The organism is Klebsiella sp. RHBSTW-00484 (assembly GCF_013705725.1).
In the GTDB taxonomy this organism is placed as follows: domain Bacteria; phylum Pseudomonadota; class Gammaproteobacteria; order Enterobacterales; family Enterobacteriaceae; genus Klebsiella.
In genome coordinates this window covers 3666303-3691707 of the sequence record NZ_CP055481.1, presented here as the reverse complement: position 1 = coordinate 3691707, position 25405 = coordinate 3666303, and the positions used below count along the sequence as shown (strand labels likewise).

The window sequence follows — 25405 nt, the reverse complement described above, 5'->3', positions numbered from 1 at the left end:
GTATTGAAAATAAAAATATTAATGCATGTAAATGATATGTTATGTGCATTTTCATTTAAAATGAACGCTGAGGAAGTGCGGAATGAATCAATCACCACCACCAGGGATTATTTTCAATATTCAGCGCTTCACTATCCATGATGGTCCAGGTCTGCGCACTGAGTTATTCCTGAAAGGGTGCCCGTTACGTTGTGAATGGTGCAGCAATCCTGAAAGTTTTATGCCCTACCCGCAGGTGGGAGTCTATAAAACAAAATGCATTTCTTATAAAAAGTGCGCTGCTTGTGAAGACATTTGCCCGCAGAAAAATGTACTACAGTTTACTCGTGGAAAACTAACTTCAATAGATCGCCGCGACTGCACAAATTGCCTGGCTTGTCATAATGCCTGTCCTTCTGATGCGATTAAGCTATGGGGAAAATCCATGTCGGTAGAAGAGTGCATGGAAGAGATTCGTAAAGATAAAGGCTATTATGAACGCTCTGGTGGTGGGGTGACGGTTTCTGGTGGCGAACCCTTATTACAAAGTGATTTTGTCGCTAAACTGTTTCAAGCATGTAGGAATGAGGGAATTCAGACTTGTCTTGAGTCATCGTTATATGTGCCATGGAAAAAAGTTCAGAATGTTCTGCCGTACACCGACCTTATTATTTCAGATATTAAACATATGGATCCTGGAATTCATAAAAAATATACTAAAGTATCTAATGATAAAATTCTGAAGAATTTAATAAAGTTGACGGCAGAAAAACGTGACATTATTTTGCGTATTCCGGTTATTCCAAATGTGAATGATGATATGGCGAATATAGAAGCCACAGCCGATTTTATTCTTAATGAACTCGGTGGGAAAATCCGCACATTACAGCTCTTAAGCTTTATGCGTCTTGGTGAAGAGAAATATACTGCGCTGGGCCTTCCTTATAAAATGAAAAACGTGAAGGTTAATCGCAGGTCATTTCAAAAGCATATCCAGATGCTAGCCGAATATTTTAACCAGCGCGGCATTCATTGCGTGGTGGGGACAAAAGAAAAATAGTCAATATTTTATTTCAATCTTAAATGGGATAACTTCTATGAAAGTGAATCATACTACTGCATGTGGGACCCAGCCTTTTGATAAGACCTATAGCCTGGGCTATCAAGTTCATCATGAAGACTGGTCTCCATATCCCCGTGTCAATCGCCTGCGGCAGGCGTTTCTCGACAGGCCTTATGATATTGATGTTGAACGCTTAAGACTGGTAACTGAAGCATATCAGAAGCATGAAGATGCACCGCGTAAGCTGAAGTGTGCCAGGGCGTTTGAAAACATCCTGCTGAATACCAAGTTATATATTTATGATGAAGATCTTATTCTTGGTGAAATAGCTGCCCCGGCCAAAGCATCACCGATATATCCTGAGTTCTCTGTTAACTGGATCATTAATGAGATCCTGCATTCTCCTTTTGAAGAACGTGCCAACGATCAGTTTTATATTCGCAATGATAAGGAACGCAAGGAAATCGTTGAACTTTGCCAATATTGGGAAGGTAAAACCGTTGATGATTTGATCAACAGTCGGCTTGAAAAAGATCAGACTAAAGGGTCTGAAGTTGGCGAGAAGATATTCCAGACCAATCTTTATCATTATGCCGGAGCAGGGCATCTGGCGATTGATTACGCCCGTTTAATGGCTGTGGGTTATAACGGTCTGATCGACAATGCTCAAGCCGGATTGGAAAAGTTAAGCAAGCGTGATCCTGAATATGGCGACAAGCGTGACTTCTATACAGCGATGATTATCGAACTTGAAGCGGCTAAAAAATATATTGCGCGATATGCAAAATTGGCTAAAGAGTCTGCTGAAAAAGAAGAAAACCCGCAGAGAAAGCAAGAGCTCGAAACCATGGCGTTAAACTGTCAGCAGATCGCCGGTGGGGTACCGCAGACATTCTGGCAAGCGCTGCAGTTGTTCAATTTCGCCACAACGCTAATCCAAATTGAAAGTAATGGGCACTCCATTTCCTATGGCCGCATGGATCAGTGGCTTTATCCGTGGTTCGCGGCGGATATGAAGAACAACACGATGACTAAAGAGTTCGCACTTGAGTTAATCGAAGTTCAGTACGTGAAGATGAATAACCCCACCAAGCTAAAAGACAAAGGCACCGTTGCGGTGCGTAACGGTCGTGGTTTTGGCGGTGAAAGCCTGACTCTTGGCGGCGTCGATCGCGAGGGGAATGATGCGACTAACGATCTGACGATGCTGATGCTGGAAGGTTCAGCCCATACGCGAATGATGAACCCGTGGGTTTGTGTTCGCATGCATGAAAATACGCCTTATGAACTAAAAATTAAGACCGTTGAGTGTATCCGTGCGGGTTACGGACATCCGAAGCTATTCAATGATGCGCCTTCTATTAAAGGCATGATGCGTAAAGGAATGACTCTCGAAGAGGCCAGAGATTACTGCGTTGTTGGCTGCGTCGAGCTGGATTTAGCGGGTAAAGAATATGGCTGGCATGATGCGGCTTATGTGAATACGCCAAAAATGATGGAGATGGTGGTCAACGGTGGCCGTAGCCTGAGTACCGGTGAGCAGTTGGGGCCTGATACCGGCAGCCTGGATACCTATAAGAGTTTCGATGAAGTTCTGGCAAGCGTCGATCAACAGTTTGAATACTGGACCGATCAAATGTGCAGTAGTCTGAATATTATCGACAACGCACACCGCGAGCTAAAGCCTGTTCCCTACGTCTCCGCTTTCTATGAAGACTGTATGATTTCAGGTAAGGATTTGACTGAAGGCGGCGCGAAGTACAACGGTATCGCTCCGCAGGCAGCGGGTATGGCGACCTGTGCTGACAGCCTGGCAACCATCAAACAGTTGGTGTTCGACGAGAAGCGTTATAGCGGTGCCGAGATGCTGCAGGCAGTTAAGGACAACTGGGTCGGCCATGAAAAACTGTACGCATTGGTCAATAGCTCGAAGGTGCGCCACTACGGCAACGATGATGATTATGCGGATGATCTGTTCAAATTCATGTTTGAATGCTATTGCCGCCATATCAGCGGTAGAAAGACGCCGCGTGGGGGAGAATTCAGTCCAGGCGTTTATTCCGTGAATGCCAACGTCGGCATGGGTCTGAACACAAATGCTTCTATTGATGGACGTAAAAAATTTGAGCCTATCTCCGATAACATGGGGCCAGTTCACACTGACGGCGGCTCTCATGACATCTGCGGGCCAACAGCGTTAGTCAATTCATTAACCAAAGTTGACCATAGCCTGGCAACCAACGGTACTCTGATGAATCTTCGATTCCCACAAGAAGCGGTGGCTGGGGTCGAAGGGCGCGATAATCTGCTGAGTTTTATTGATGAGTATATTGCCAAGCAGGCGATGCATGTTCAGTTCAATATCATGAGCTCGGCTACCATGCGCGCCGCGCAGAAAAAGCCGGAGGATTATAAAGATATGCTGGTTCGCGTTGCGGGTTATAGCGCTTATTTTGTCGAACTCGGCAAACCGTTACAGAAAGATTTGATTCAGCGCACTGAACTTCATTTCTGATAATAACGTGCAGCATGTTGTGGGAAGGCTATTAATTTTTTGTTATCCCGGAGATATGGGGTTTACATCTCCGGGACAAAAAAGAGAGGCCGACCCACATCCTGACCTCTCTGGTTTGGTGGGAAAAAGCCAGAGATAATGCGAGTATCTTTATATACCCGTCATACTTCAAGTTGCACGTGCGTTGGCTGCGTTCGTTCACCCCAGTCACTTACATGAGTAAGTTCCTGGGGATTCGCTCACTTGCCGCCTTCCTGCAACTCGAATTATTTAGGGTATATCCAGGGCGGATATCATGAGTTTCAATACTGATTTTATACTTGTCGGTTTAATGCAAATTGTCGGTTTTTTTGTTCAGGGATGTACCGGATTTGGCTGTACCGTTATCGCGGCATCAGTGACCAACGGTTTACTAGGAACATCGGTAGGGGTACCTTATGGTACGTTGATTACCTTACCTTTTTTATATTTTCTGGCGGTCAGAACCTGGCGCGATGTTTCCTGGAAAGATTTAGGGAAAATAGTCGCCCTGTGCGTTCCGGGAATATTAGTCGGTAACTACTTATTTTATACAATTAGTCCCAATGTAGCGAAAATCTGTATTGGCGCAATGGTCACGATTATTGCAGTAATGAACATTTACAAGCATATCGTCAATCCGTTGATCTTTAAAAAAGTAGAAGCCGTAAATGTGCCAGATACGACAGTGAAAAAATGTTTTCGCTATGGCTGCCTTATTTTAGGTGGTGTCGTACACGGTGCATTTACTATTGGTGGTCCGCTGATTACCGTTTACACCATCGAAGCCGTTAAGGAAAAAGAAAAATTCCGTAATACCATGAATATGGTATGGGTGGTATTTAACACCTGGAACGCATTTAACCAGTATCGTAATGGCGCGTGGACGGAGCATCTTGGGGGCGCACTGACAGTCGGTTTCCCTATGGCGGCGATTGGCTTCTTCCTGGGAATGGCCTTCCTGCAGCGCATTAATAAAGAGACGTTCCTGCGCATCGTGTATTGCGTGCTGTTATTTGTCGGCGGCAACATGCTGTTTACCAGCCTGATGGCTCTTGCGTAAAATGGGGTCGTTATGGGATCGGGAGGATATTAAAACCTCCGATCCCATTTTAACGCCTGCTTATGTGAGTAAGGGGTTAAATCCTTCCCGGCGGAGCATTTGGCATAAGGCGATTAACGGTAGGCCGACCAGTGCATTTGGGTCGCGGCCTTCAAGACGTTCAAAAAGCGTGATGCCTAATCCTTCGCTTTTGAAACTTCCAGCGCATTGTAGTGGGTTTTCTTTGCGCACATAGCTGTCAATTTCCTGGTCGCTTAAACGGCGGAAATGAACGTCAAAGGGTTCGCATTCGGTCTGTAAATGACCATTAGTTGAATTGTACAGTGCCAGACCGGTGTAGAAGGTCACGATGGTGCCGCTGGCTTTCTTTAGCTGACGATGGGCGTTTTCTTCGCTATGTGGTTTGCCAGTGATTTCACCATCCAGGACGCAAACCTGATCGGAACCTATAATAAGGTGGTGTGGAAAGCGTTCGGCGAGGGCTTGGGCCTTTGCTTGTGCCAGACGCATCACCAGCTGGCGTGCCGATTCACCTGGCAGCGGCGTTTCATCAACGTCCGGTGCTGCGCATTCAAAAGGCACTGAAAGCTTCTCCAGCAGCATTCGCCGCCATGGAGAGGTTGACGCCAGGATCAGTTCAGACATATTTTTTCATCCACATGTAGCGCTTCGCAGAGCATCATTTTAAACTATGCGCCGCAATGTGTGCGAATAATTGGCAAAAGGCAACCTGAGGCTGCCTTTTTCTTTGACTCTATGACATTACAAAGTTAATATGCGCGCCCTATGCAAAAGGTAAAATTACCCCTGACTCTCGATCCGGTTCGCACGGCTCAAAAACGCTTAGATTACCAAGGTATCTATACCCGTGATCAAGTTGTGCGTGTCGCCGATTCTGTAGTCAGCGTGGACAGCGATGTGGAATGCAGCATATCGTTCGCTATTGATAATCAGCGCCTTGCCGTGATAAACGGCGATGCAACGGTGTCGGTAACCCTCGAATGCCAGCGTTGCGGGAAACCGTTTCCTTATCATGTCCACACAACGTATTGTTTCAGCCCCGTCAGAAATGACGAACAGGCGGAAGCACTGCCGGAAGCGTATGAGCCGATTGAGGTTAACGAATTCGGTGAAATCGATCTGCAGGCGCTGGTTGAAGATGAAATTATCCTCTTCTTGCCTGTAGTTCCGGTGCATGATTCTGAACACTGTGAAGTGTCCGACGCGGACATGGTCTTTGGCGAACTGCCTGAAGAGGCACAAAAACCAAACCCATTTGCCGTATTAGCCAGCTTAAAGCATAAGTAATTGAGGAGTAAGGTCCATGGCCGTACAACAGAATAAACCAACCCGTTCCAAACGTGGCATGCGTCGTTCCCATGACGCTCTGACCGCAGTCACCAGCCTGTCTGTAGACAAAACTTCTGGTGAGAAACACCTGCGTCACCACATCACTGCCGACGGTTTCTACCGCGGTCGCAAGGTAATCGCTAAGTAATCACGCATTACTCCATGGATTTCGCGTTGCAAGAAGACGCAAGCAAGAGAAGCGCCAGCAGCATAGATGACTATGTGACTGGTGTGAACGAGCGCAGTCAACGCACTTGCAGCGTGAAAGACAAAGAGTAAAAGCGTGATGAAGCTTAGTGAGGATTTCCCCGGGTAACTGGGGAATAACTAAACCGAGCAGCGACGATATCTTGACACGTCTAACCCTGGCGTTAGATGTCATGGGGGGAGATTTCGGACCCTCCGTGACAGTGCCTGCAGCATTGCAGGCACTGAACTCTAATTATCAACTCACACTTCTTTTAGTCGGCGATCCCGACACTATCACGCCATTACTAGCCAAAGCTGATTTTGAACAACGTTCACGTCTGCAGGTGATTCCTGCGCAGTCAGTTATTGCCAGTGATGCGCGACCCGCACAAGCGATCCGCGCCAGTCGCGGTAGCTCAATGCGCGTGGCGCTGGAATTAGTGAAAGAAGGACGGGCACAGGCCTGCGTTAGTGCCGGTAATACCGGGGCGCTGATGGGGTTGGCTAAACTATTGCTCAAACCCATCGAAGGTATTGAGCGTCCTGCGCTGGTAACGATGCTACCGCATCAGCAAAAGGGCAAAACGGTGGTGCTGGATTTAGGCGCTAACGTAGATTGCGATAGTACTATGCTGGTGCAGTTTGCGGTGATGGGGGCAGTTTTAGCCGAAGAGGTCATCGGTATTCAAAATCCCCGGGTTGCATTACTGAACATTGGCGAAGAAGAGATGAAAGGTCTCAGCAGTATTCGCGATGCGGCGGCGGTTTTAAAAACCTTGCCAACCCTCAACTATATTGGCTATCTGGAAGCCAACGAGTTGTTGACGGGTAAGACGGATGTTTTGGTTTGTGATGGATTCACGGGCAACGTCACATTAAAAACGATGGAAGGTGTGGTCAGAATGTTCCTTTCACTGTTGAAATCACAGGGAGAGGGGAAAAAAAGGTCGTGGTGGCTGCTTTTATTAAAGCGTTGGTTACAAAAAAGCCTGTCGAGGCGATTCAGTCACCTCAACCCCGACCAGTATAATGGCGCCTGTCTGTTAGGATTGCGCGGTTCCGTGATTAAAAGTCACGGTGCTGCCAATCAGCGCGCCTTTAGCGTAGCGATAGAGCAGGCAGTGCAGGCGGTGCAGCGGCAGATCCCTCAGCGGATTGCCGCTCGCCTGGAATCTTTATACCCTACAGGTTTCGAACTGCCTGAGGGCGGCAGAAGCGGGAGTTCCGGTTCTCAGACTGGGATAACTGGTAACGACTGACGCCCGGTAGTTTGAGTAAGCCAGGTATATTACCCAAGAGTGACTGAGCGTACATGTATACGAAGATTGTTGGTACCGGCAGTTATCTGCCTGAGCACGTGCGTACGAACGCTGAACTAGAAAACATGGTAGATACGTCTGACGAGTGGATTGTCACTCGCACAGGTATCCGTGAGCGTCGTATTGCCGCACCGAATGAAACAGTTGCTACGATGGGCTTTGCAGCCGCTAAGAATGCACTGGACATGGCGGGCGTTAAGCCGGAACAAATTGGTCTGATTATTGTTGCGACCACCTCCGGTACCCATGCATTTCCAAGTTCTGCTTGCCAGGTTCAATCAATGCTGGGCATTAAGGGTTGCCCGGCGTTTGACGTTGCTGCTGCATGTGCGGGTTTCACCTACGCGCTGAGCGTCGCCGATCAATACGTTAAAAACGGTGCGGTTGATTACGCGCTGGTCATTGGTGCTGATGTGCTGGCGCGAACCTGCGATCCGACCGATCGTGGAACCATCATCATCTTTGGCGATGGCGCTGGTGCGGTTGTGCTGGGCGCTTCTGAAGAGCCGGGTATTATCTCTACGCATCTGCATGCGGATGGTAGCTACGGTGAACTGCTGACGCTGCCGAACGCCGATCGCGTTGATCCTGACAACTCAATTTATCTGACGATGGCGGGCAACGAAGTCTTTAAAGTTGCCGTGACCGAACTGGCGCATATCGTTGATGAGACCCTGGCGGCGAATAACCTCGAGCGTTCTGCGCTGGATTGGCTGGTGCCGCATCAGGCCAACCTGCGTATTATCAGCGCCACGGCGAAAAAGCTGGGGATGTCGATGGATAACGTGGTGGTTACTCTCGACAGACATGGTAATACTTCAGCAGCCTCTGTTCCTTGCGCGCTGGATGAGGCCGTTCGTGATGGCCGTATCCAGCGTGGTCAGCTCATTCTGCTGGAAGCCTTTGGTGGTGGTTTCACCTGGGGTTCCGCGCTGGTTCGTTTTTAGTATAAGGATTTAAACATGACGCAATTTGCTTTTGTGTTCCCGGGACAGGGCTCTCAGACCGTCGGGATGCTGTCCGATATGGCAGCCGCTTACCCGGTAGTCGAAGAGACATTCCGTGAAGCCTCTGCGGCGTTGGGTTACGATCTGTGGGCGCTTGTACAGCAAGGCCCAGCGGAAGAACTGAACAAAACCTGGCAGACACAACCGGCGCTGCTGACAGCATCCGTCGCGTTGTATCGTGTCTGGCAGCAGCAGGGTGGTCAAGCACCGGCGCTGTTGGCGGGTCATAGCCTGGGTGAGTATTCTGCACTGGTCTGTGCGGGCGTTATCGATTTTGCCGATGCGGTGCGTCTGGTTGAGATGCGTGGCAAATTCATGCAGGAAGCCGTACCAGAAGGTACCGGCGCAATGTCAGCTATCATTGGTCTTGACGATGCATCAATTGCGAAAGCCTGTGAAGAGTCTGCTGAAGGCCTGGTGGTTTCTCCGGTAAACTTTAATTCGCCGGGACAGGTTGTTATTGCCGGTAACAAAGAAGCCGTAGAGCGCGCTGGCGCAGCGTGTAAAGCTGCGGGCGCTAAACGTGCGTTGCCGCTGCCGGTCAGCGTGCCGTCCCACTGTGCATTGATGAAGCCTGCTGCTGAAAAATTGGCCGTTGAATTACAAAAAATCACCTTTAACACGCCGACTGTTCAGGTTGTGAACAACGTTGACGTGAAGTGTGAAACTACACCTGATGCTATCCGTGATGCATTGATCCGCCAGCTGTATAGCCCGGTTCAGTGGACCAAAACCGTTGAGTTTATGGCGTCACAGGGCGTTGAGCATCTGTATGAAGTGGGGCCGGGTAAAGTCCTCACCGGCCTGACTAAACGTATTGTTGACACCCTGACTGCCTCCGCGCTTAACGAGCCGGCGGCCATGTCTGCGGCGCTTGAGCAATAAAAGAGGAAAACCATGAGTTTTGAAGGAAAAATCGCGCTGGTTACCGGTGCAAGTCGCGGGATTGGCCGCGCAATTGCTGAAACGCTCGTTGCCCGTGGCGCGAAAGTTATCGGTACTGCAACCAGCGAAAGCGGTGCGCAGGCGATCAGCGATTATTTAGGTGCCAATGGCAAAGGTCTGCTGTTGAATGTGACCGATCCGGCATCTATCGAATCTGTTCTGGGAAATATTCGCGCAGAATTTGGTGAAGTTGATATCCTGGTGAACAATGCCGGGATTACTCGTGATAACCTGTTAATGCGCATGAAAGATGATGAGTGGAACGATATTATCGAAACCAACCTGTCATCTGTTTTCCGTCTGTCAAAAGCGGTAATGCGCGCTATGATGAAAAAGCGTCATGGACGTATTATCACTATCGGTTCTGTGGTTGGTACCATGGGAAATGCAGGTCAGGCCAACTACGCTGCGGCGAAAGCGGGTCTGATTGGCTTCAGTAAATCACTGGCTCGCGAAGTTGCGTCACGCGGTATTACTGTAAACGTTGTTGCTCCGGGCTTTATTGAAACGGACATGACACGTGCGCTGACCGATGAGCAGCGTGCGGGTACTCTGGCGGCAGTTCCTGCGGGGCGCCTCGGCTCTCCAAATGAAATCGCCAGTGCGGTTGCATTTTTAGCTTCTGACGAAGCGAGTTACATCACCGGTGAAACTTTGCACGTCAACGGCGGGATGTATATGGTCTGACCGAGATTTGTGCAAAACGCTCAGGAACCGCGCAGTCCGTGCGATTCACAGTAATGTTTTGTGCAAAATGATTTGCGTTATGAGGGCAAAAAGCCGCAAAATAGCGTAAAATCGTGGTAAGACCTGCCGGGATTTAGTTGCAAATTTTTCAACATTTTATACACTACGAAAACCATCGCGAAAGCGAGTTTTGATAGGAAATTTAAGAGTATGAGCACTATCGAAGAACGCGTTAAGAAAATTATCGGCGAACAGCTGGGCGTTAAGCAGGAAGAAGTTACCAACAATGCTTCCTTCGTTGAAGACCTGGGCGCTGATTCTCTTGACACCGTTGAGCTGGTAATGGCTCTGGAAGAAGAGTTTGATACTGAGATTCCGGACGAAGAAGCTGAGAAAATCACTACTGTTCAGGCTGCCATTGATTACATCAACGGTCACCAGGCGTAAGTGAACATCTCCAGGCGGTCATTCGACCGCCTGAGTTTTATCTACATTTTGTCCCACAAGAATCTATTTTCCCTCCCTGGAGGACAACCGTGTCTAAGCGTCGTGTAGTTGTGACCGGACTGGGCATGTTGTCTCCTGTCGGCAATACCGTAGAGTCTACCTGGAAAGCTCTCCTTGCCGGTCAGAGTGGCATCAGCCTGATCGACCATTTCGATACTAGCGCCTATGCAACGAAATTTGCTGGCTTAGTAAAGGATTTTAACTGTGATGATTTCATCTCGCGCAAAGAACAGCGCAAGATGGACGCATTCATTCAATATGGAATTGTCGCTGGCATTCAGGCCATGCAGGATTCTGGCCTTGAAGTGACGGAAGAGAATGCTACCCGCATCGGTGCCGCTATTGGTTCCGGTATTGGCGGCCTCGGCTTGATCGAAGAAAACCACAGTTCGCTGGTAAAAGGCGGACCGCGTAAGATCAGCCCATTCTTTGTTCCTTCCACAATTGTTAACATGGTGGCCGGGCATCTGACCATCATGTTTGGTCTGCGTGGACCGAGTATTTCCATTGCGACCGCTTGCACTTCGGGCGTACACAATATTGGTCAAGCCGCGCGCATTATCGCCTACGGTGATGCTGACGCAATGGTTGCCGGTGGTGCAGAAAAAGCCAGTACCCCACTGGGCGTTGGTGGATTTGGTGCAGCACGTGCGCTCTCCACTCGCAATGACAGTCCTCAGGCGGCAAGCCGTCCGTGGGACAAAGAGCGTGATGGTTTTGTGCTGGGTGATGGCGCGGGAATGGTCGTGCTGGAAGAGTACGAGCATGCCAAAAAACGCGGTGCGAAAATCTACGCTGAAATTGTCGGCTTTGGTATGAGCAGCGATGCCTACCATATGACTTCGCCACCGGAAGATGGCGCTGGAGCGGCACTGGCGATGGTTAACGCTATCCGTGATGCGGGTATCGATGCAGGCCAGATTGGCTACGTCAACGCGCACGGTACCTCAACGCCTGCTGGCGATAAAGCAGAAGCGCAGGCCGTTAAGTCCGTCTTCGGTGATGCCGCCGGCCGCGTAATGGTCAGCTCGACTAAATCAATGACCGGCCACTTGCTCGGTGCCGCGGGTGCAGTAGAGTCTATCTACTCTATCCTGGCGCTGCGCGATCAAGCTGTTCCGCCGACTATCAATCTGGATAACCCGGATGATGGTTGCGACCTCGACTTCGTCCCGCACGAAGCACGCCAGGTTAGCGGTATGGAGTATACCTTGTGTAACTCCTTCGGCTTCGGCGGTACAAATGGTTCGCTGATCTTTAAAAAGGTCTGATGCGCGCCTGGCGCAACATTAGTTATGCCGTTAATGCCCATCAAAAATTGGCCCGCTTGTCGGGCCTTTTTTATTCGGCTTTCTCCGCTTGAACCGTATCTTTCCTCCTGCGACACTGACCGACCAGCGATAAGGAGTCCTTTATGTTTTTGATAAATGGCACTGAAAGTGAAACGCTTGCGGTGAACGATCGCGGCGTGCAGTTTGGTGATGGTTGTTTCACGACAGCTCGAATAATTGGGGGCTGTGTACAATTTCTGCCTGCTCATCTGGCGCGCCTGCAAACCACCTGTGAAAGACTCTTTATTACCTTTAGCGACTGGAAAGTATTAGCCGAGGAGATGCAACGTCTGGCGCAGCCGTGTCAGGAGGGGGTTCTGAAGGTGATGATCACTCGTGGCGCCGGCGGCCGTGGATACAGCACTGTGGGCTGTACAAACTCTACCCGAATTCTTAGCGTGTCGCCATATCCTGCCCATTATGCCCGCTGGCGAGAAGAAGGGGTTTCTGTGTCGCTAAGTCCCATTCGGCTGGGACGTAATCCTTCTCTTGCCGGACTAAAACACCTTAACCGCCTGGAGCAGGTACTGATCCGCTCTCATCTTGAGCAGACGGACGCTGATGAAGCACTGGTTCTTGACAGTGAAGGGTGGCTTACGGAATGCTGTGCCGCGAACGTATTCTGGCGTAAAGGATTTGATGTTTTTACCCCGCGCCTCGATCAGGCGGGAGTAAACGGTATTATGCGCCAGCACATTCTCGCAACGCTGGCACCATCGCCGTTTCGCGTTGTCGAAGTGACTACGCGTCCCGATGCGCTACGCGAAGCCGACGAAGTGCTTATCTGTAACGCATTAATGCCGCTGGTGCCGGTTCGCCGTTGGGACGACACATGTTTGTCCGCGCGCGAGCTTTACCATTTTTTAGCCCCATTGTGTGAGCTGTCTGATTAGTCATGAAGAAAATGTTACGTTTCATCCTGTTGCTGGTAGTGGTGCTGGGCATTGCTGCGGGCGTCGGCATGTGGAAAGTTCGCCAACTGGCGGATAGCAAGTTACTCATTAAAGAAGAGACCATCTTTACTCTTGAAACGGGCACCGGGCGCATCGCGCTGGGCCAGCAGCTTTACGGCGATAAAGTCATTAACCGGCCGCGGGTGTTCCAGTGGTTGCTGCGTATTGAACCTGAGCTCTCCCACTTTAAAGCTGGGACATATCGTTTCACGCCAGGCATGACGGTACGTGAGATGCTGCAACTGTTGGCCAGTGGGAAAGAAGCCCAGTTTCCGTTGCGCTTTGTCGAAGGTATGCGGGTAAACGACTATCTGCGACAGCTTCGCGATGCGCCTTATGTGAAACATACGCTGGCGGATGACAGCTATGAAACCGTCGCGAAGGCCCTTGATCTGGAGCATGCGGACTGGGTAGAGGGTTGGTTCTGGCCGGATACCTGGATGTATACCGCCAATACCAGCGATGTGGCGATCCTTAAGCGAGCGCATCAGAAAATGGTTGCTGCGGTTGAGAAAGCCTGGGAAGGGCGGATGGATAATCTGCCGTATAAAGATCAGAACCAACTGCTGACAATGGCCTCCATTATTGAAAAAGAGACGGCGGTGTCTGAAGAGCGCGATCGCGTGGCATCGGTCTTTATCAATCGCTTGCGTATTGGCATGCGTCTGCAAACCGATCCGACCGTGATTTATGGGATGGGTGAGAGTTATAATGGCAAGTTAACGCGTAAAGACCTGGAAACCCCAACGGCTTACAATACTTATGTCATTAACGGCATGCCTCCAGGGCCTATCGCCGCACCGGGAGAGGCTTCTCTGAATGCCGCTGCCCATCCGGCAAAAACGCCGTATCTCTATTTTGTCGCCGACGGAAAAGGGGGTCATACGTTCAATACCAATCTGACCAGCCACAACCGTTCGGTGCAGGATTATCTGAAAGTACTTAAGGAAAAAAATGCGCAGTAACTATATCGTCATCGAGGGCCTGGAAGGCGCAGGGAAGACCACCGCACGTAATCTGGTGGTAGAGACGCTAAAACAGCTGGGCGTTAGCGATATGGTGTTCACCCGCGAGCCGGGCGGCACCATTCTGGCCGAGAAGCTGCGCAGCCTGGTTCTGGATATTCAGTCAACCGGCGATGAAGTTATCAATGACAAAGCTGAAGTGCTGATGTTTTATGCGGCCCGCGTGCAGCTCGTTGAGACGGTGATTAAACCGGCGCTGGCCCGCGGTCAGTGGGTAATTGGCGATCGTCATGATCTCTCTACCCAGGCCTATCAGGGCGGTGGTCGTGGTATCGATCAAACCATGTTGGCAACCCTGCGTGATGCGGTGCTGGGCGATTTTCGTCCCAACTTGACCCTTTATCTTGATGTGACGCCAGCGGTGGGACTCAAGCGCGCTCGCGCTCGCGGCGATCTTGATCGTATCGAACAGGAATCCCTGGATTTCTTCAACCGCACCCGCGCACGCTACCTTGAGCTGGCCGCACTTGACCCCAGCATTCGCACCGTGGACGCCACGCAGCCGCTGGAAGCTGTGGAACGTGATATTCGTGCGGTAGTGAGCCAGTGGGTATTGGAGCAGCGTGCATGAAATGGTATCCGTGGTTACGCCCGTCTTTCGAACAGCTAGTTTCCAGCTACCAGGCAGGACGGGGTCACCATGCGCTACTGGTCCAGGCATTGCCGGGCATGGGGAGCGATGCGTTGATTTATGCGCTGTGCCGCTTCCTGATGTGCCGACAACCGGAAGGGCATAAAAGCTGTGGCCATTGCCGCAGCTGTCAGCTGATGCAGGCGGGTACTCATCCTGATTATTATGCGTTGTCTCCTGAAAAGGGGAAGAGTTCGCTCGGTATTGATGCCGTGCGCGACGTCAACGAAAAGCTCTACGAACACGCCCGGCTGGGCGGCGCGAAGGTGATATGGATCGGCGATGCCGCCATGCTAACTGACGCGGCGGCCAACGCGTTGCTGAAAACGCTGGAGGAACCGCCGGAGAATACCTGGTTCTTTCTCGCTTGCCAGGAACCCGCGCGTTTGCTGGCGACGTTGCGCAGTCGATGCCGTTTACATCACCTCACACCGCCTCCGGAATCGTACGCGCTGGCGTGGTTAGAGCGTGAAGTGACAATGTCACAAGATGCATTACTTGCTGCTCTGCGTCTTAGCGCGAATGCGCCAGCGGCAGCTCTGGAGCTGCTCCAGGATGTGCACTGGACTGCGCGTCAACAGCTTTGTCAGACGCTGGCAAACGTTTTAACTCAGGGTGACTGGCTGACGCTGCTACCTATTTTAAATCACGAACAGGCCGCAGTTCGCCTGCATTGGCTGGCATCGCTGCTGGTTGATGCGCAAAAAAGACAGCAGGGGATTACGCTTGTCAGTAACCCGGACGTCTGGACGCTGGTGAATCAACTGGCCCAGACGCTCCCTGCCGCACGTTTACAAGCGATAGCGCGCGACGTGAGCTTCTGCCGCGAGCAGCTATTAAACGTTGTTGGTGTTAACCGCGAACTACTGCTAACCGAGCGCCTTCTGCGCTGGGAACATTACCTGCAACCCGGGGCGGTACTTCCCGTATCCCATCTCTGAGAGAGACATCATGTTTTTAGTCGACTCCCATTGCCACCTTGATGGCCTGGATTATCAAACGCTGCATAAAAATGTGGACGATGTGCTGGCAAAAGCCGCCGCGCGCGATGTGAAGTTTTGCCTTGCGGTTGCCACGACGCTACCAGGGTATCGCAGTATGCGCGAGCTGGTGGGACAGAGTGGCAGCGTTGCTTTCTCCTGTGGCGTGCATCCGTTAAATCAGGATGAAGAGTACGACGTCGAGGAGTTGCGCAAACTTGCGGCGGAAGAGGGGGTAGTGGCGATGGGTGAAACCGGGCTGGATTATTTCTACACGCCAGAAACCAAAATACGTCAACAGACGTCGTTCCGCGATCATATTCGTATCGGTCGGGAACTTAACAAGCCGGTTATTGTGCATACTCGTGATGCCCGCGCCGATACGCTGGCAATTTTACGCGAAGAAAAAGTGACGGATTGCGGTGGCGTACTACACTGTTTCACTGAAGATAGGGAGACTGCGGGTAAGCTGCTGGACATGGGGTTCTATATCTCGTTTTCCGGTATTGTAACGTTCCGTAATGCAGAACAGCTGCGCGATGCCGCGCGTTATGTGCCACTCGACCGCCTGCTGGTGGAGACTGATTCGCCGTATCTGGCGCCGGTACCGCACCGTGGTAAAGAGAACCAACCGGCGATGGTTCGTGACGTTGCTGAGTACATGGCCGTTCTGAAAGGTGTCTCGCTGGATACGCTGGCGCAACGTACCACGGAAAACTTTGCAACGCTTTTTCATATTGACCCCGCCCGGCTACAACCTGCCTGATCTTCCTTATTATTTTAAGGCTCGTAATTAATACTCAAAGCGAGTAAAGTTCACCGCCACAAATGGGGCGGTGAAGCTTTTTTGGCAACATTCAGACACGTGTTATGTAAAACAGTGTAAGTTTTTACCTGAAGGCTGATTGAAACGTGATAGCCGTCAAACAATCATTCCGCTAATTATTTTACTCTGTGTAATAAATAAAGGGCGCTTAGACGTCCTGTCCACGGCGCGGTTCTCCCCCCCCGGGCCAATGCGTGAAAACGTAAAAAAGCACCAAATACTCAGGAGCACTCTCAATTATGTTTAAGAATGCATTTGCTAACCTGCAGAAGGTCGGTAAATCGCTGATGCTACCGGTATCCGTACTGCCTATCGCAGGTATCCTGCTGGGCGTCGGTTCCGCAAACTTCAGCTGGCTGCCAGAAGTCGTTTCACATGTTATGGCAGAAGCGGGCGGTTCGGTCTTCGCCAATATGCCGCTGATTTTCGCTATCGGTGTTGCGTTAGGCTTCACCAATAACGATGGCGTATCTGCGCTGGCATCGGTTGTCGCTTACGGCATCATGGTGAAAACCATGGCGGTGGTAGCGCCTCTGGTTCTGCATTTACCTGCTGAAGAGATTGCGGCTAAACACCTTGCAGATACCGGCGTATTGGGCGGTATTATTGCGGGCGCAATCGCGGCGTACATGTTTAATCGCTTCTACCGTATTAAGCTGCCTGAGTATCTGGGCTTCTTCGCCGGTAAACGTTTCGTGCCGATCATTTCTGGTCTGACCGCGATCTTTATGGGCATCGTGCTCTCCTTCATTTGGCCGCCGATCGGTACTGCTATCCAGACGTTCTCTCAGTGGGCTGCTTATCAGAACCCGGTTGTCGCGTTTGGTATCTACGGCTTCATCGAGCGCTGCCTGGTGCCGTTTGGTCTGCACCACATCTGGAACGTTCCTTTCCAGATGCAAATTGGTGAATACACCAATGCGGCAGGTCAGGTGTTCCACGGTGACATCCCTCGTTACATGGCGGGCGACCCTACTGCGGGCAAACTGTCCGGCGGCTTCCTGTTCAAAATGTACGGTCTGCCAGCTGCAGCCATCGCTATCTGGCACTCTGCTAAACCGGAAAACCGCGCGAAAGTGGGCGGTATCATGATCTCCGCAGCGTTGACCTCGTTCCTGACCGGTATCACCGAGCCGATCGAGTTCTCCTTCATGTTCGTTGCACCGATCCTGTACATCATCCACGCGATTCTGGCAGGCCTGGCATTCCCAATCTGTATCCTGCTGGGTATGCGTGACGGTACCTCGTTCTCTCACGGTCTGATCGACTTTATCGTTCTGTCCGGTAACAGCAGCAAACTGTGGCTGTTCCCGATAGTCGGTATTTGCTACGCGATTGTTTACTACGTGGTATTCCGCGTGTTGATCAAAGCGCTGGACCTGAAAACGCCGGGTCGTGAAGATTCAACTGAAGACAGCAAAGTTGGCGCGACCAGCGAAATGGCTCCGGCCCTGATTGCAGCCTTCGGCGGTAAAGAAAACATTACTAACCTCGACGCATGTATCACCCGTCTGCGCGTTAGCGTGGCGGATGTAGCGAAAGTTGATCAGGCTGGCCTGAAAAAACTGGGCGCTGCTGGCGTGGTTGTTGCAGGTTCAGGTGTTCAGGCAATCTTCGGTACCAAATCCGATAACCTGAAAACTGAAATGGATGAGTACATCCGCAGCAACTAAGTTGTGATGTGGGGAGACTAAGGCAGCCAAATGGCTGCCTTTTTTACGTCTGTTTGCAGGAAATGCTTGTCGCTATCATGGTTAAAATCTGAAACAGAGAATGGATGCCCGATAGTGGGTTAAATAAATCGGAGAAAAGCAGTAATGTTCCGCTTCTGAAGGGATTTCTTTACAAACGGAACGCATATGTCTTTTTTCAAGCTGGTGCTTAGCGCTTCATTATTGGTTTCACTCTTTTTGCCTGGCACCAGCGTTGCCAATGATTTTTATAACAACGGTGATGATGTCATCAGGCACTATTATCAGCCCGGAAATAACGCCGCATCCCCCTGGCATAAAAAAACGGCGGATGAGCAGGGGATTGCTGACTATTATGTGTGTTATGACAAAGTCGTTAATCAGAATGCTGGGTTATATCTTGTCGTAATGTGCCCGGATATGGAGCAGATATCTTATGATAATCAACCTGCGCCTACGGACTACTATGTACTTCAACAAACTTCACAGGGCTTGAAGTTGCTATTTGATCGCCAAAATTTTGGCGGTCATTTTGATGGAGTAGCCAATATTGGACTAGACAAGTGGGCTGTACATTCAATAATTTCAAGTATGAATCAAGGCTATGGGCAATCGCACGATCTGCTTGAGGTTTTTAGCGAGGGGAAATTTATACCTGTTGCTAACTGGACTTCCTGGATGAGCAATGAAGGTGCCTTTGCGAATGGCGAAACCGAAGAGATTAAGAACCAATTAACCGTTGATGAGAGCCAAAGCACTGCCGGTTTTTATGCTCTAACGATCCATTCATCCGGCTATCGGCAGAAAACAAAAATAAATAAAAAGTACCTTATTTCGTACAGTGAGGACTCTGGTAACTATCTGATTCCGGAAGAGTTGAATGACGGGTATTAGTATCCAATTAACCGGGAGCGATGTGGCTCCCGGTAAGTTTAGTTAAAATTGATAGCTGGCCGTAATGCTGAAGTTGCGCGGCTCGCCGTACACAATGGAACCGTCGATGTTGGTATCGTAGGTTTTGTCGAACAGGTTATTGACGTTGCCCTGCAAGGCAAAGTTTTTGCTGACCTGGTAACGGGTAAACAAATCCACCAGCGCGTAGCTGCCTTGTTCCGCACGGAAAGTTCCGTAAGGGGTAGCGGTATCTTTATAAACACGGTTTTGCCAGTTAACGCCGCCGCCGACGGTCAGGTCAGGCATCACCGGCAGGCGATAGCTGGTGAACAGCTTGACGCTGGTACGCGGCAGGTTAGGGTTCACCGCGTTGCCTTCATTATCCTCGGCAACAAAGCGAGTCGCGCCGAAGGTCATCTGCCAGTTATCGGTAAGTGCGCCGTTGATTTCGAACTCCACCCCTTTGCTTACGGTACCATTGACGGTTTTATAGGCCGCTTCGCCGTTGCTGCCAGGGATTTGCCCGCCGGTTGCCTGGCCGAGGTTATCCTGTTCGATGCGGAATATGGAGAGGGTGGTGGTCAGGCGGCTGTCCATCCAGTCGGACTTCAGGCCGACTTCATAGTTATTACCGGTAACCGGGGTCAGATATTTACCGGAACTATCACGCTTATTCTGCGGCTGGAAAACGGAGGTGTAGCTGGTGTAGGCCGACCAGTTATCGTTGATGTCGTAAACCAGACCGGCGTATGGCGTAGTATGGTTTTTCTCCATATTGTAGGTCAGCGTCTCGATACTCCAGTTGTTATAGCGGACGCCAAGGATCAGGTGCAGCGGATCAAGCAGGGAGATACGAGTCGCCGCATATACCGATTTCATTCGCGTGGTATCGTCCTGCGCCAGGCTCTGCGGTCCCCAGTTGGTTTCCGGGAAGCTGGCACTATTAAAGTCATAGAAATTACCGATCTCATCCGGAAATACGTTTGCCCAGGAGCTGAAGTAGCGGTTATTTTGCTTGCTGTAGCTGCCGCCAATCATCAGGTTGTGCTGGCGACCAAACAGGTCGTAGCCGCCATCTGCAAACAAATCCACGGCGTCGACTTTACGCTTGCCGCTATTCCAGCCGGTCCCGCCAACGTAGGTAAAGCTCGGACCGTAATTGCCATAAGGCCCCACCAGCATCCCGGTCTCTTTATTGACGTACGCATCGACGTACATCATTTTGCTGTCGAACTTGACCTCGGAGTGGGTCGCGTTCATCGTCGCCTGCCAGGTATCGGCAAAGCGCTGTTTCAGCGTGACGAAAACTTTGTTGATCTCTTTGTCGTTATAGGCCCAATCAGGGGCGGTGCTATGAGAACGGTCGTAGTGGTTTTTGCTGCCATCGGTATTCCAGCGCGGCAGGCCACCCCATGTTGGGCTATTCACGTCGATACGCTGATATTCGTAGCCAGCGGATAAACTGGTTGAGGTTCCGAGGTCAGCATCAAGAATGCCGGAGAAGAAGGTTTTTTCGCTGTTATAACGATCGAGCCACGAGTCGTTATTTTGATAGCCCGCGATAATACGCGCACGCACGTTGCCGTCTTCGGTCAGCGGGCTCTGCATATCAGCAACATAGCGCTGCTTGTTCCAGCTACCGTACTCCGCAGAGACATTGCCTTTAAACTCGCGGCTGGTGGCGTGTTTACGAATCATGTTGATTGACGCGGCCGGGTTGCCCGTACCTGTCAGCAGGCCATTGGCGCCACGCACGACTTCCACTCGTTCGAACAGCGCCATATCGGTAAGGGCGTCACCCAGATTCCAGCGGGATTCAAACCAGGTCGGAATACCATCGACCATGTAGTTGTCAATTTGAAAGCCGCGAGAGTAGTAGCTGGTGCGATCGGAGTCTGCCTGGCTGCTGCTGATCCCGGTCGTGTGATCCATCACGTCGCCAAGGGTTTGCAACTGCTGATCCTGCATCCGTTGCTCGGTGATAATGCTGACCGATTGTGGGATATCGCGCTGGGCCATTTCCATCTTGGTCCCGGCAGAGGTGGTTTTGACGCTGTAATCCTGCTCTTGAGCACTGGAAGCGGTATCTGTGGAACCTTCTACAATGAGAGTTTCTTCGGACTTACTGGCGGCCTGGCCGAGGTCAGGAAAGAGCGCCAGCGCTATGCCCATGGCAAGCAGAGATGGCGCAATATGCCCATCCCGGGTGTTGGTGGAGAGAGACATCATAAACCCTTGATCATATGATAATTATTATTCGCCGAGGCTCTGTGACCGCGGTCGATCGAAAGCGCGTTGCATTCAATGTGAATACAAATGAGAAATATACGCATTAATATTTAATATGTAAACAGAGGTAAAATATGTGTGGTGAATGGTTTTGGGTGGGCTAGTGAAAATGGCGAACATGCGAAATGATTAATCAGTCAGCAGCTAAGTCCTTTGTCGCGTAAGAAAAAACGCTTTCAGGTTGAAAGAGTGGGAGTAACTCGCTCATACTCTTAAGCGAATCCTGTGCATCCGCGTTTATCTGCAGGGGCAGGCCAGAGCACGGTATAAAAATTAATAAGGAATCAGTCATGGCAGAAGAAACGATTTTCAGCAAAATCATTCGCCGGGAGATCCCGTCGGATATTGTTTATCAGGACGAGCTGGTCACCGCTTTTCGCGATATCTCCCCGCAGGCGCCGACCCATATTCTGATCATTCCTAATATCCTGATTCCAACCGTCAACGATGTGACTACGGAGCATGAACTGGCTCTTGGCCGGATGATGACCGTTGCGGCGAAAATTGCCCGCGACGAGGGGCTTGCCGACGATGGCTACCGCCTGATCGTCAATTGCAATCGCCACGGGGGTCAGGAGGTCTACCATATCCACATGCATCTGCTGGGTGGGCGTCCATTAGGTCCAATGCTGGCCCACAAAGGTTAATACCCATGCGCGCAGCCCATTTCGGCGCACTTCTGGCCGCGACGCTCCTGGCTGGATGCAGTTCGCATCCGGAAATACCGGTCAGCGATCAGCAAAGTCTGGTGATGGAATCTAACGTACTGGCGGCGGGGATTAGCGCTGAAGTACCGACGGTGACCGCCTCAGAGATACAAGCGACGGCGACCACACGACTATTTAACGAGCGCCAGGTACCGGTGACTGTGCATTATCGCTTTTTCTGGTATGACGCCAGAGGGTTGGAGATGCATCCACTTGAACCGGCGCGCAGCATAACGGTTCCCGCGCACTCCTCGGTCACGCTTTACGGCAGCGCCAATATTCTGGGGGCGCACAAGGCCCGACTTTATCTTTATCTGTAAGAGGTCATCGTAATGATTAAAATGTGTCGCTATGCACTTGTTACCGCACTGGCGATATTCCTTGCCGGGTGCGTAGGGCCAGGTCAGCAGCCGGCTCCCGTTGAGGAAGCACAGCCAAAACCGCAGCAACCTGTTCAGCCGCAGCCGACTGTGCCAAGTATTCCTGTGATACCTACGCAGCCAGGCCCAATTGAACATGGCGAGGAGCCAGCGCAGCCGGCCCCGCGCGTGCGTCATTATGACTGGAGCAGCGCAGTGCAGCCGATGGTTGGACAAATGCTGCAAGCGGGCGGCGTGACAGCAGGTAGTATTCTGCTGATTGATAGCGTAAACAACCGCACCAACGGCACGTTGAACGCCGCTGAGGCGACAACCGCATTACACAACGCGCTGGCGGGTAACGGTAAATTTACCCTCGTATCGCAGCAGCAGCTCGGCGTCGCCAAACAGCAGCTTGGCCTGTCGCCACAGGATAGCCTCGGCAGCCGCAGTAAGGCGATGGGCATTGCCCGTACCGTTGGCGCACAGTATGTGCTCTATTCCAACGCGACCGGCAACGTCAACTCGCCTGAGCTGAAAATGCAACTGATGCTGGTGCAAACTGGCGAAATTATCTGGTCAGGTAAAGGTGCGGTTCAGCAACAATAAGCTTACGCGCGACGAAGTGCTGTCGCGCTTTTTTCCTTGCTTTTCACCTGTCGCCGCGCTGACTGAAAACGGTCTGAGCGGCGGCAGTTGTGTCATCAGCGATGGTCGACAAAGATTGGTTCTGCGCCAGCCGCATGATATGCAGGCACCAATCTGTCATTTTCGTCGCCAGTACCATGCGCTCTCCCGTCTCCCTGCAACGCTTGCTCCGGCTCCGCTTTTTTATTCTCCTGCCTGGATGGTGGTGGAATATTTCATCGGTGACGTGGCAAACGCACTGCCGGAGTGTCCGGCGCTTGCGGGGTTACTGTATCATCTGCACCGGCAACCACGCTTTGGCTGGCGTATTACGCTGAGCCCATTGCTTGAGCTTTACTGGCAGCAGTGCGATTCCGCCCGGCGCACGCCGTTATGGTTACGCTGGCATAAGCAACTGTTGCTACGCGGCGAACCTCGGCCGTTGCGTCTCGCGCCATTACATATGGATGTTCACGCGGGCAATATTGTCCATAGCGAGGGTGGGCTGCGGCTTATTGATTGGGAATATGCCGGAGATGGTGATATCGCGCTGGAGCTGGCTGCGGTATGGATTGAGCCCGTGGCGCACCGCCAGCTAGCGGCAGAGTACGCGAGGCTGGCGCATATTGATGAGCTTCAGCTATGGCGACAAATACAGCGCTGGCGTCCATGGGTACGTCTGCTGATGGCAGGCTGGTATGAGCGACGCTGGCAACAAACCGGCGATCGACAGTTTATTGCGCTGGCGAATGAGATATGGCGTCAGTTAGAGAAAGAATAAAAAGATAAGAGAGGTATGTGTGGGCCCGGTAATGTTGGATGTCGAAGGTTTTGAACTGGATGCGGAAGAGCGTGAGATTCTGGCGCATCCCTTAGTTGGCGGGCTAATCCTGTTTACCCGCAACTACCACGATCCAGCGCAGTTACGTGAGCTGGTTCGCCAGATCCGCGAGGCTTCGCGCAACCATCTGGTGGTGGCGGTTGACCAGGAAGGCGGTCGCGTGCAGCGTTTCCGCGAGGGTTTTACCCGCCTGCCGGCGGCGCAATCCTTTGCCGCGCTGCTCGGCATGGAAGAGGGCGGTAAGCTGGCAGAAGAGGCCGGTTGGCTGATGGCCAGCGAAATGATCGCCATGGATATCGATATTAGCTTTGCGCCGGTGCTGGACGTTGGGCATATCAGCGCCGCCATCGGCGAACGTTCTTATCATGAAGACCCCGACAAAGCGCTGGTGATAGCCCGTCATTTTATTGACGGAATGCACGGTGCGGGAATGAAAACTACCGGTAAGCACTTCCCAGGTCACGGCGCGGTGACCGCAGATTCACACAAAGAGACGCCGCGTGACCCGCGCGCGCAAGCGGAGATTCGCGCTAAAGATATGGCGGTGTTCCGCACGCTTATCACTGAGCAGCGGCTGGATGCCATTATGCCTGCTCACGTTATTTACAGCGACGTTGACCCGCGTCCGGCCAGCGGTTCAGCGCACTGGCTGAAGACGGTTTTGCGCGGTGAACTGGGCTTTGACGGGGTTATTTTCTCTGACGATCTGTCGATGGAAGGGGCGGCGATTATGGGCAGCTATGCCGAGCGTGGGCAGGCATCGCTGGATGCGGGTTGCGATATGATCCTGGTCTGCAATAATCGTAAAGGTGCGGTCAGCGTGCTGGATAACCTGTCGCCGATCAAAACAGAGTGTGTTACGAAATTGTATCATAAAGGTTCTTTTAGTCGTCAGGAGTTAAGGGATTCCGCCCGTTGGAAAACGATAAGCGCGCAGCTCGAACAGCTTCACGAGCGCTGGCAAGAGGCGAAATCCGCGTAATAAACCTGAAAGGCGTTGTTGTCTGGTGAGGATGCGATGATTATCTATTTACATGGTTTTGACTCAAACAGCCCCGGTAACCATGAGAAGGTGCTTCAGCTACAGTTTATCGACCCGGACGTCCGGTTGATTAGCTACAGCACGCGGCATCCCAAACATGATATGCAGCATTTGTTGAAAGAGGTCGACAAGATGCTACAGCTGAGTGCTGACGATCGCCCGCTCATTTGCGGCGTGGGCCTTGGCGGTTTCTGGGCTGAACGGATTGGTTTTCTTTGTGATATCCGTCAGGCCATTCTGAACCCAAATTTGTTCCCCAATGAAAATATGGAAGGCAAGATTGACCGGCCGGAAGAGTATGCGGATATCGCCACTAAGTGCGTGAATAACTTCCGTGAAAAAAATCGCGATCGTTGCCTGGTAGTGCTCTCGCGTCAGGACGAAGCGCTGAATAGCCAGCGTTCGGCGGATTTGCTGCATCATTACTACGAGATCATCTGGGATGAAGAGCAGACTCACAAGTTTAAAAATATCTCTCCTCATCTTCAGCGAATAAAAGCCTTTAAAACCCTCGGCTGATCCTCCTCCAGCCCGCAGTGTGAAAACACCGCGGGCTTTTTTTATCCA

Annotated in this window: 26 protein-coding genes; 24 read left to right on the top strand and 2 right to left on the bottom strand. The window is 51.3% G+C overall.

What is annotated here, in order from left to right; genetic code table 11:
* Positions 1-82: 82 nt before the first annotated feature.
* The 3 genes from hpfH to HV213_RS17600 all read left to right on the top strand — a co-directional run bounded on the left by hpfH (position 83) and on the right by HV213_RS17600 (position 4638).
* Entirely contained in the window at positions 83-1039 is a 957-nt protein-coding gene (hpfH, locus tag HV213_RS17610) for a (2S)-3-sulfopropanediol dehydratase activating enzyme (protein ID WP_181482692.1), read from the top strand.
* Positions 1040-1076: 37 nt separating this feature from the next.
* Positions 1077-3557: a (2S)-3-sulfopropanediol dehydratase gene (gene hpfG, locus HV213_RS17605; RefSeq protein WP_181482691.1), complete on the top strand. Its 2481-nt coding sequence runs from the start codon at positions 1077-1079 to the stop codon at positions 3555-3557.
* Between the two features lie 295 nt (positions 3558-3852).
* Entirely contained in the window at positions 3853-4638 is a 786-nt protein-coding gene (locus HV213_RS17600) for a sulfite exporter TauE/SafE family protein (RefSeq protein WP_181482690.1), read from the top strand.
* A 60-nt stretch (positions 4639-4698) separates the two neighbouring features.
* On the opposite strand, the gene HV213_RS17595 is transcribed toward HV213_RS17600, so the two are convergent.
* Positions 4699-5283, bottom strand: a complete 585-nt coding sequence (locus tag HV213_RS17595) for a Maf family protein (protein ID WP_110277117.1) — start codon at positions 5281-5283, stop codon at positions 4699-4701.
* Between the two features lie 141 nt (positions 5284-5424).
* Between HV213_RS17595 and yceD the strand changes: the two genes are divergently transcribed.
* The 15 genes from yceD to HV213_RS17520 all read left to right on the top strand — a co-directional run bounded on the left by yceD (position 5425) and on the right by HV213_RS17520 (position 18973).
* Positions 5425-5946, top strand: a complete 522-nt coding sequence (gene yceD / locus HV213_RS17590; RefSeq protein WP_181482689.1) for a 23S rRNA accumulation protein YceD — start codon at positions 5425-5427, stop codon at positions 5944-5946.
* A gap of 16 nt (positions 5947-5962) precedes the next feature.
* Positions 5963-6136 carry a 50S ribosomal protein L32 gene (gene rpmF, locus HV213_RS17585; RefSeq protein ID WP_000290724.1) on the top strand — a complete coding sequence of 58 codons (174 nt, stop codon included), beginning with the start codon at positions 5963-5965 and terminating at the stop codon, positions 6134-6136.
* A gap of 202 nt (positions 6137-6338) precedes the next feature.
* Entirely contained in the window at positions 6339-7436 is a 1098-nt protein-coding gene (gene plsX, locus HV213_RS17580; RefSeq protein WP_181486445.1) for a phosphate acyltransferase PlsX, read from the top strand.
* 53 nt (positions 7437-7489) lie between these two features.
* The gene (locus tag HV213_RS17575) at positions 7490-8443 is read left to right on the top strand and encodes a beta-ketoacyl-ACP synthase III (RefSeq protein WP_112216823.1); all 954 of its coding nucleotides are present in this window, start codon (positions 7490-7492) and stop codon (positions 8441-8443) included.
* A gap of 15 nt (positions 8444-8458) precedes the next feature.
* Positions 8459-9388, top strand: coding sequence for an ACP S-malonyltransferase (gene fabD, locus HV213_RS17570; RefSeq protein ID WP_181482688.1), 930 nt, complete (start codon positions 8459-8461; stop codon positions 9386-9388).
* Between the two features lie 12 nt (positions 9389-9400).
* The gene (gene fabG / locus HV213_RS17565; protein ID WP_004131399.1) at positions 9401-10135 is read left to right on the top strand and encodes a 3-oxoacyl-ACP reductase FabG; all 735 of its coding nucleotides are present in this window, start codon (positions 9401-9403) and stop codon (positions 10133-10135) included.
* 210 nt (positions 10136-10345) lie between these two features.
* Positions 10346-10582: an acyl carrier protein gene (gene acpP / locus HV213_RS17560; protein ID WP_000103754.1), complete on the top strand. Its 237-nt coding sequence runs from the start codon at positions 10346-10348 to the stop codon at positions 10580-10582.
* 89 nt (positions 10583-10671) lie between these two features.
* Complete coding sequence (fabF, locus tag HV213_RS17555; protein WP_110277122.1) at positions 10672-11913, top strand: beta-ketoacyl-ACP synthase II; 1242 nt, start codon at positions 10672-10674, stop codon at positions 11911-11913.
* 143 nt (positions 11914-12056) lie between these two features.
* Positions 12057-12866: an aminodeoxychorismate lyase gene (gene pabC, locus HV213_RS17550; protein WP_181482687.1), complete on the top strand. Its 810-nt coding sequence runs from the start codon at positions 12057-12059 to the stop codon at positions 12864-12866.
* Between the two features lie 2 nt (positions 12867-12868).
* Positions 12869-13891 (top strand): cell division protein YceG, encoded by a 1023-nt coding sequence (gene yceG / locus HV213_RS17545; RefSeq protein ID WP_181482686.1) that lies wholly within the window; start codon positions 12869-12871, stop codon positions 13889-13891.
* Complete coding sequence (gene tmk / locus HV213_RS17540; RefSeq protein ID WP_181482685.1) at positions 13881-14522, top strand: dTMP kinase; 642 nt, start codon at positions 13881-13883, stop codon at positions 14520-14522. Before yceG ends, tmk begins: the two co-directional genes overlap by 11 nt.
* Positions 14519-15523, top strand: a complete 1005-nt coding sequence (holB, locus tag HV213_RS17535) for a DNA polymerase III subunit delta' (protein WP_181482684.1) — start codon at positions 14519-14521, stop codon at positions 15521-15523. Before tmk ends, holB begins: the two co-directional genes overlap by 4 nt.
* A 10-nt stretch (positions 15524-15533) precedes the next feature.
* Positions 15534-16328, top strand: coding sequence for a metal-dependent hydrolase (locus tag HV213_RS17530; protein WP_181482683.1), 795 nt, complete (start codon positions 15534-15536; stop codon positions 16326-16328).
* A gap of 299 nt (positions 16329-16627) precedes the next feature.
* On the top strand, positions 16628-18061 hold the full coding sequence (ptsG, locus tag HV213_RS17525) for a PTS glucose transporter subunit IIBC (RefSeq protein ID WP_181482682.1): 1434 nt from the start codon (positions 16628-16630) through the stop codon (positions 18059-18061).
* Positions 18062-18247: 186 nt separating this feature from the next.
* Positions 18248-18973 carry a hypothetical protein gene (locus HV213_RS17520; RefSeq protein ID WP_181482681.1) on the top strand — a complete coding sequence of 242 codons (726 nt, stop codon included), beginning with the start codon at positions 18248-18250 and terminating at the stop codon, positions 18971-18973.
* 42 nt (positions 18974-19015) lie between these two features.
* On the opposite strand, the gene fhuE is transcribed toward HV213_RS17520, so the two are convergent.
* The gene (fhuE, locus tag HV213_RS17515) at positions 19016-21199 is read right to left on the bottom strand and encodes a ferric-rhodotorulic acid/ferric-coprogen receptor FhuE (RefSeq protein ID WP_442788170.1); all 2184 of its coding nucleotides are present in this window, start codon (positions 21197-21199) and stop codon (positions 19016-19018) included.
* A 353-nt stretch (positions 21200-21552) separates the two neighbouring features.
* On the opposite strand from fhuE, the gene hinT reads away from it, so the two are divergent.
* Genes hinT through ycfP form a run of 6 tightly spaced genes read left to right on the top strand, consistent with a single transcriptional unit; the run spans position 21553 to position 25357 of the window.
* A complete protein-coding gene (gene hinT, locus HV213_RS17510; protein WP_041144975.1) occupies positions 21553-21909 on the top strand; it encodes a purine nucleoside phosphoramidase in 357 nt (118 codons plus the stop codon).
* Between the two features lie 5 nt (positions 21910-21914).
* Positions 21915-22289, top strand: a complete 375-nt coding sequence (locus HV213_RS17505) for a YcfL family putative periplasmic lipoprotein (RefSeq protein WP_181482679.1) — start codon at positions 21915-21917, stop codon at positions 22287-22289.
* A 21-nt stretch (positions 22290-22310) separates the two neighbouring features.
* Complete coding sequence (lpoB, locus tag HV213_RS17500; RefSeq protein WP_167492879.1) at positions 22311-22937, top strand: penicillin-binding protein activator LpoB; 627 nt, start codon at positions 22311-22313, stop codon at positions 22935-22937.
* Positions 22918-23736 (top strand): thiamine kinase, encoded by an 819-nt coding sequence (gene thiK / locus HV213_RS17495; RefSeq protein WP_181482678.1) that lies wholly within the window; start codon positions 22918-22920, stop codon positions 23734-23736. Before lpoB ends, thiK begins: the two co-directional genes overlap by 20 nt.
* 31 nt (positions 23737-23767) lie before the next feature.
* A complete protein-coding gene (gene nagZ / locus HV213_RS17490) occupies positions 23768-24778 on the top strand; it encodes a beta-N-acetylhexosaminidase (RefSeq protein ID WP_181482677.1) in 1011 nt (336 codons plus the stop codon).
* Positions 24779-24814: 36 nt separating this feature from the next.
* Positions 24815-25357: an alpha/beta hydrolase YcfP gene (gene ycfP / locus HV213_RS17485; RefSeq protein ID WP_112216810.1), complete on the top strand. Its 543-nt coding sequence runs from the start codon at positions 24815-24817 to the stop codon at positions 25355-25357.
* Positions 25358-25405: the final 48 nt, after the last annotated feature.

Excerpts from the sequence above, each read along its gene's own strand:
- hpfH (WP_181482692.1), top strand. The coding sequence starts at position 83 with ATGAATCAATCACCACCACCAGGGATTATTTTCAATATTCAGCGCTTC.
- hpfG (WP_181482691.1), top strand. The coding sequence starts at position 1,077 with ATGAAAGTGAATCATACTACTGCATGTGGGACCCAGCCTTTTGATAAG.
- HV213_RS17600 (WP_181482690.1), top strand. The coding sequence starts at position 3,853 with ATGAGTTTCAATACTGATTTTATACTTGTCGGTTTAATGCAAATTGTC.
- HV213_RS17595 (WP_110277117.1), bottom strand. The coding sequence starts at position 5,283 with ATGTCTGAACTGATCCTGGCGTCAACCTCTCCATGGCGGCGAATGCTG.
- yceD (WP_181482689.1), top strand. The coding sequence starts at position 5,425 with ATGCAAAAGGTAAAATTACCCCTGACTCTCGATCCGGTTCGCACGGCT.
- rpmF (WP_000290724.1), top strand. The coding sequence starts at position 5,963 with ATGGCCGTACAACAGAATAAACCAACCCGTTCCAAACGTGGCATGCGT.
- HV213_RS17575 (WP_112216823.1), top strand. The coding sequence starts at position 7,490 with ATGTATACGAAGATTGTTGGTACCGGCAGTTATCTGCCTGAGCACGTG.
- fabD (WP_181482688.1), top strand. The coding sequence starts at position 8,459 with ATGACGCAATTTGCTTTTGTGTTCCCGGGACAGGGCTCTCAGACCGTC.
- fabG (WP_004131399.1), top strand. The coding sequence starts at position 9,401 with ATGAGTTTTGAAGGAAAAATCGCGCTGGTTACCGGTGCAAGTCGCGGG.
- acpP (WP_000103754.1), top strand. The coding sequence starts at position 10,346 with ATGAGCACTATCGAAGAACGCGTTAAGAAAATTATCGGCGAACAGCTG.
- pabC (WP_181482687.1), top strand. The coding sequence starts at position 12,057 with ATGTTTTTGATAAATGGCACTGAAAGTGAAACGCTTGCGGTGAACGAT.
- yceG (WP_181482686.1), top strand. The coding sequence starts at position 12,869 with ATGAAGAAAATGTTACGTTTCATCCTGTTGCTGGTAGTGGTGCTGGGC.
- tmk (WP_181482685.1), top strand. The coding sequence starts at position 13,881 with ATGCGCAGTAACTATATCGTCATCGAGGGCCTGGAAGGCGCAGGGAAG.
- holB (WP_181482684.1), top strand. The coding sequence starts at position 14,519 with ATGAAATGGTATCCGTGGTTACGCCCGTCTTTCGAACAGCTAGTTTCC.
- HV213_RS17530 (WP_181482683.1), top strand. The coding sequence starts at position 15,534 with ATGTTTTTAGTCGACTCCCATTGCCACCTTGATGGCCTGGATTATCAA.
- ptsG (WP_181482682.1), top strand. The coding sequence starts at position 16,628 with ATGTTTAAGAATGCATTTGCTAACCTGCAGAAGGTCGGTAAATCGCTG.
- HV213_RS17520 (WP_181482681.1), top strand. The coding sequence starts at position 18,248 with ATGTCTTTTTTCAAGCTGGTGCTTAGCGCTTCATTATTGGTTTCACTC.
- fhuE (WP_442788170.1), bottom strand. The coding sequence starts at position 21,199 with ATGTCTCTCTCCACCAACACCCGGGATGGGCATATTGCGCCATCTCTG.
- hinT (WP_041144975.1), top strand. The coding sequence starts at position 21,553 with ATGGCAGAAGAAACGATTTTCAGCAAAATCATTCGCCGGGAGATCCCG.
- HV213_RS17505 (WP_181482679.1), top strand. The coding sequence starts at position 21,915 with ATGCGCGCAGCCCATTTCGGCGCACTTCTGGCCGCGACGCTCCTGGCT.
- lpoB (WP_167492879.1), top strand. The coding sequence starts at position 22,311 with ATGTGTCGCTATGCACTTGTTACCGCACTGGCGATATTCCTTGCCGGG.
- nagZ (WP_181482677.1), top strand. The coding sequence starts at position 23,768 with ATGTTGGATGTCGAAGGTTTTGAACTGGATGCGGAAGAGCGTGAGATT.
- ycfP (WP_112216810.1), top strand. The coding sequence starts at position 24,815 with ATGATTATCTATTTACATGGTTTTGACTCAAACAGCCCCGGTAACCAT.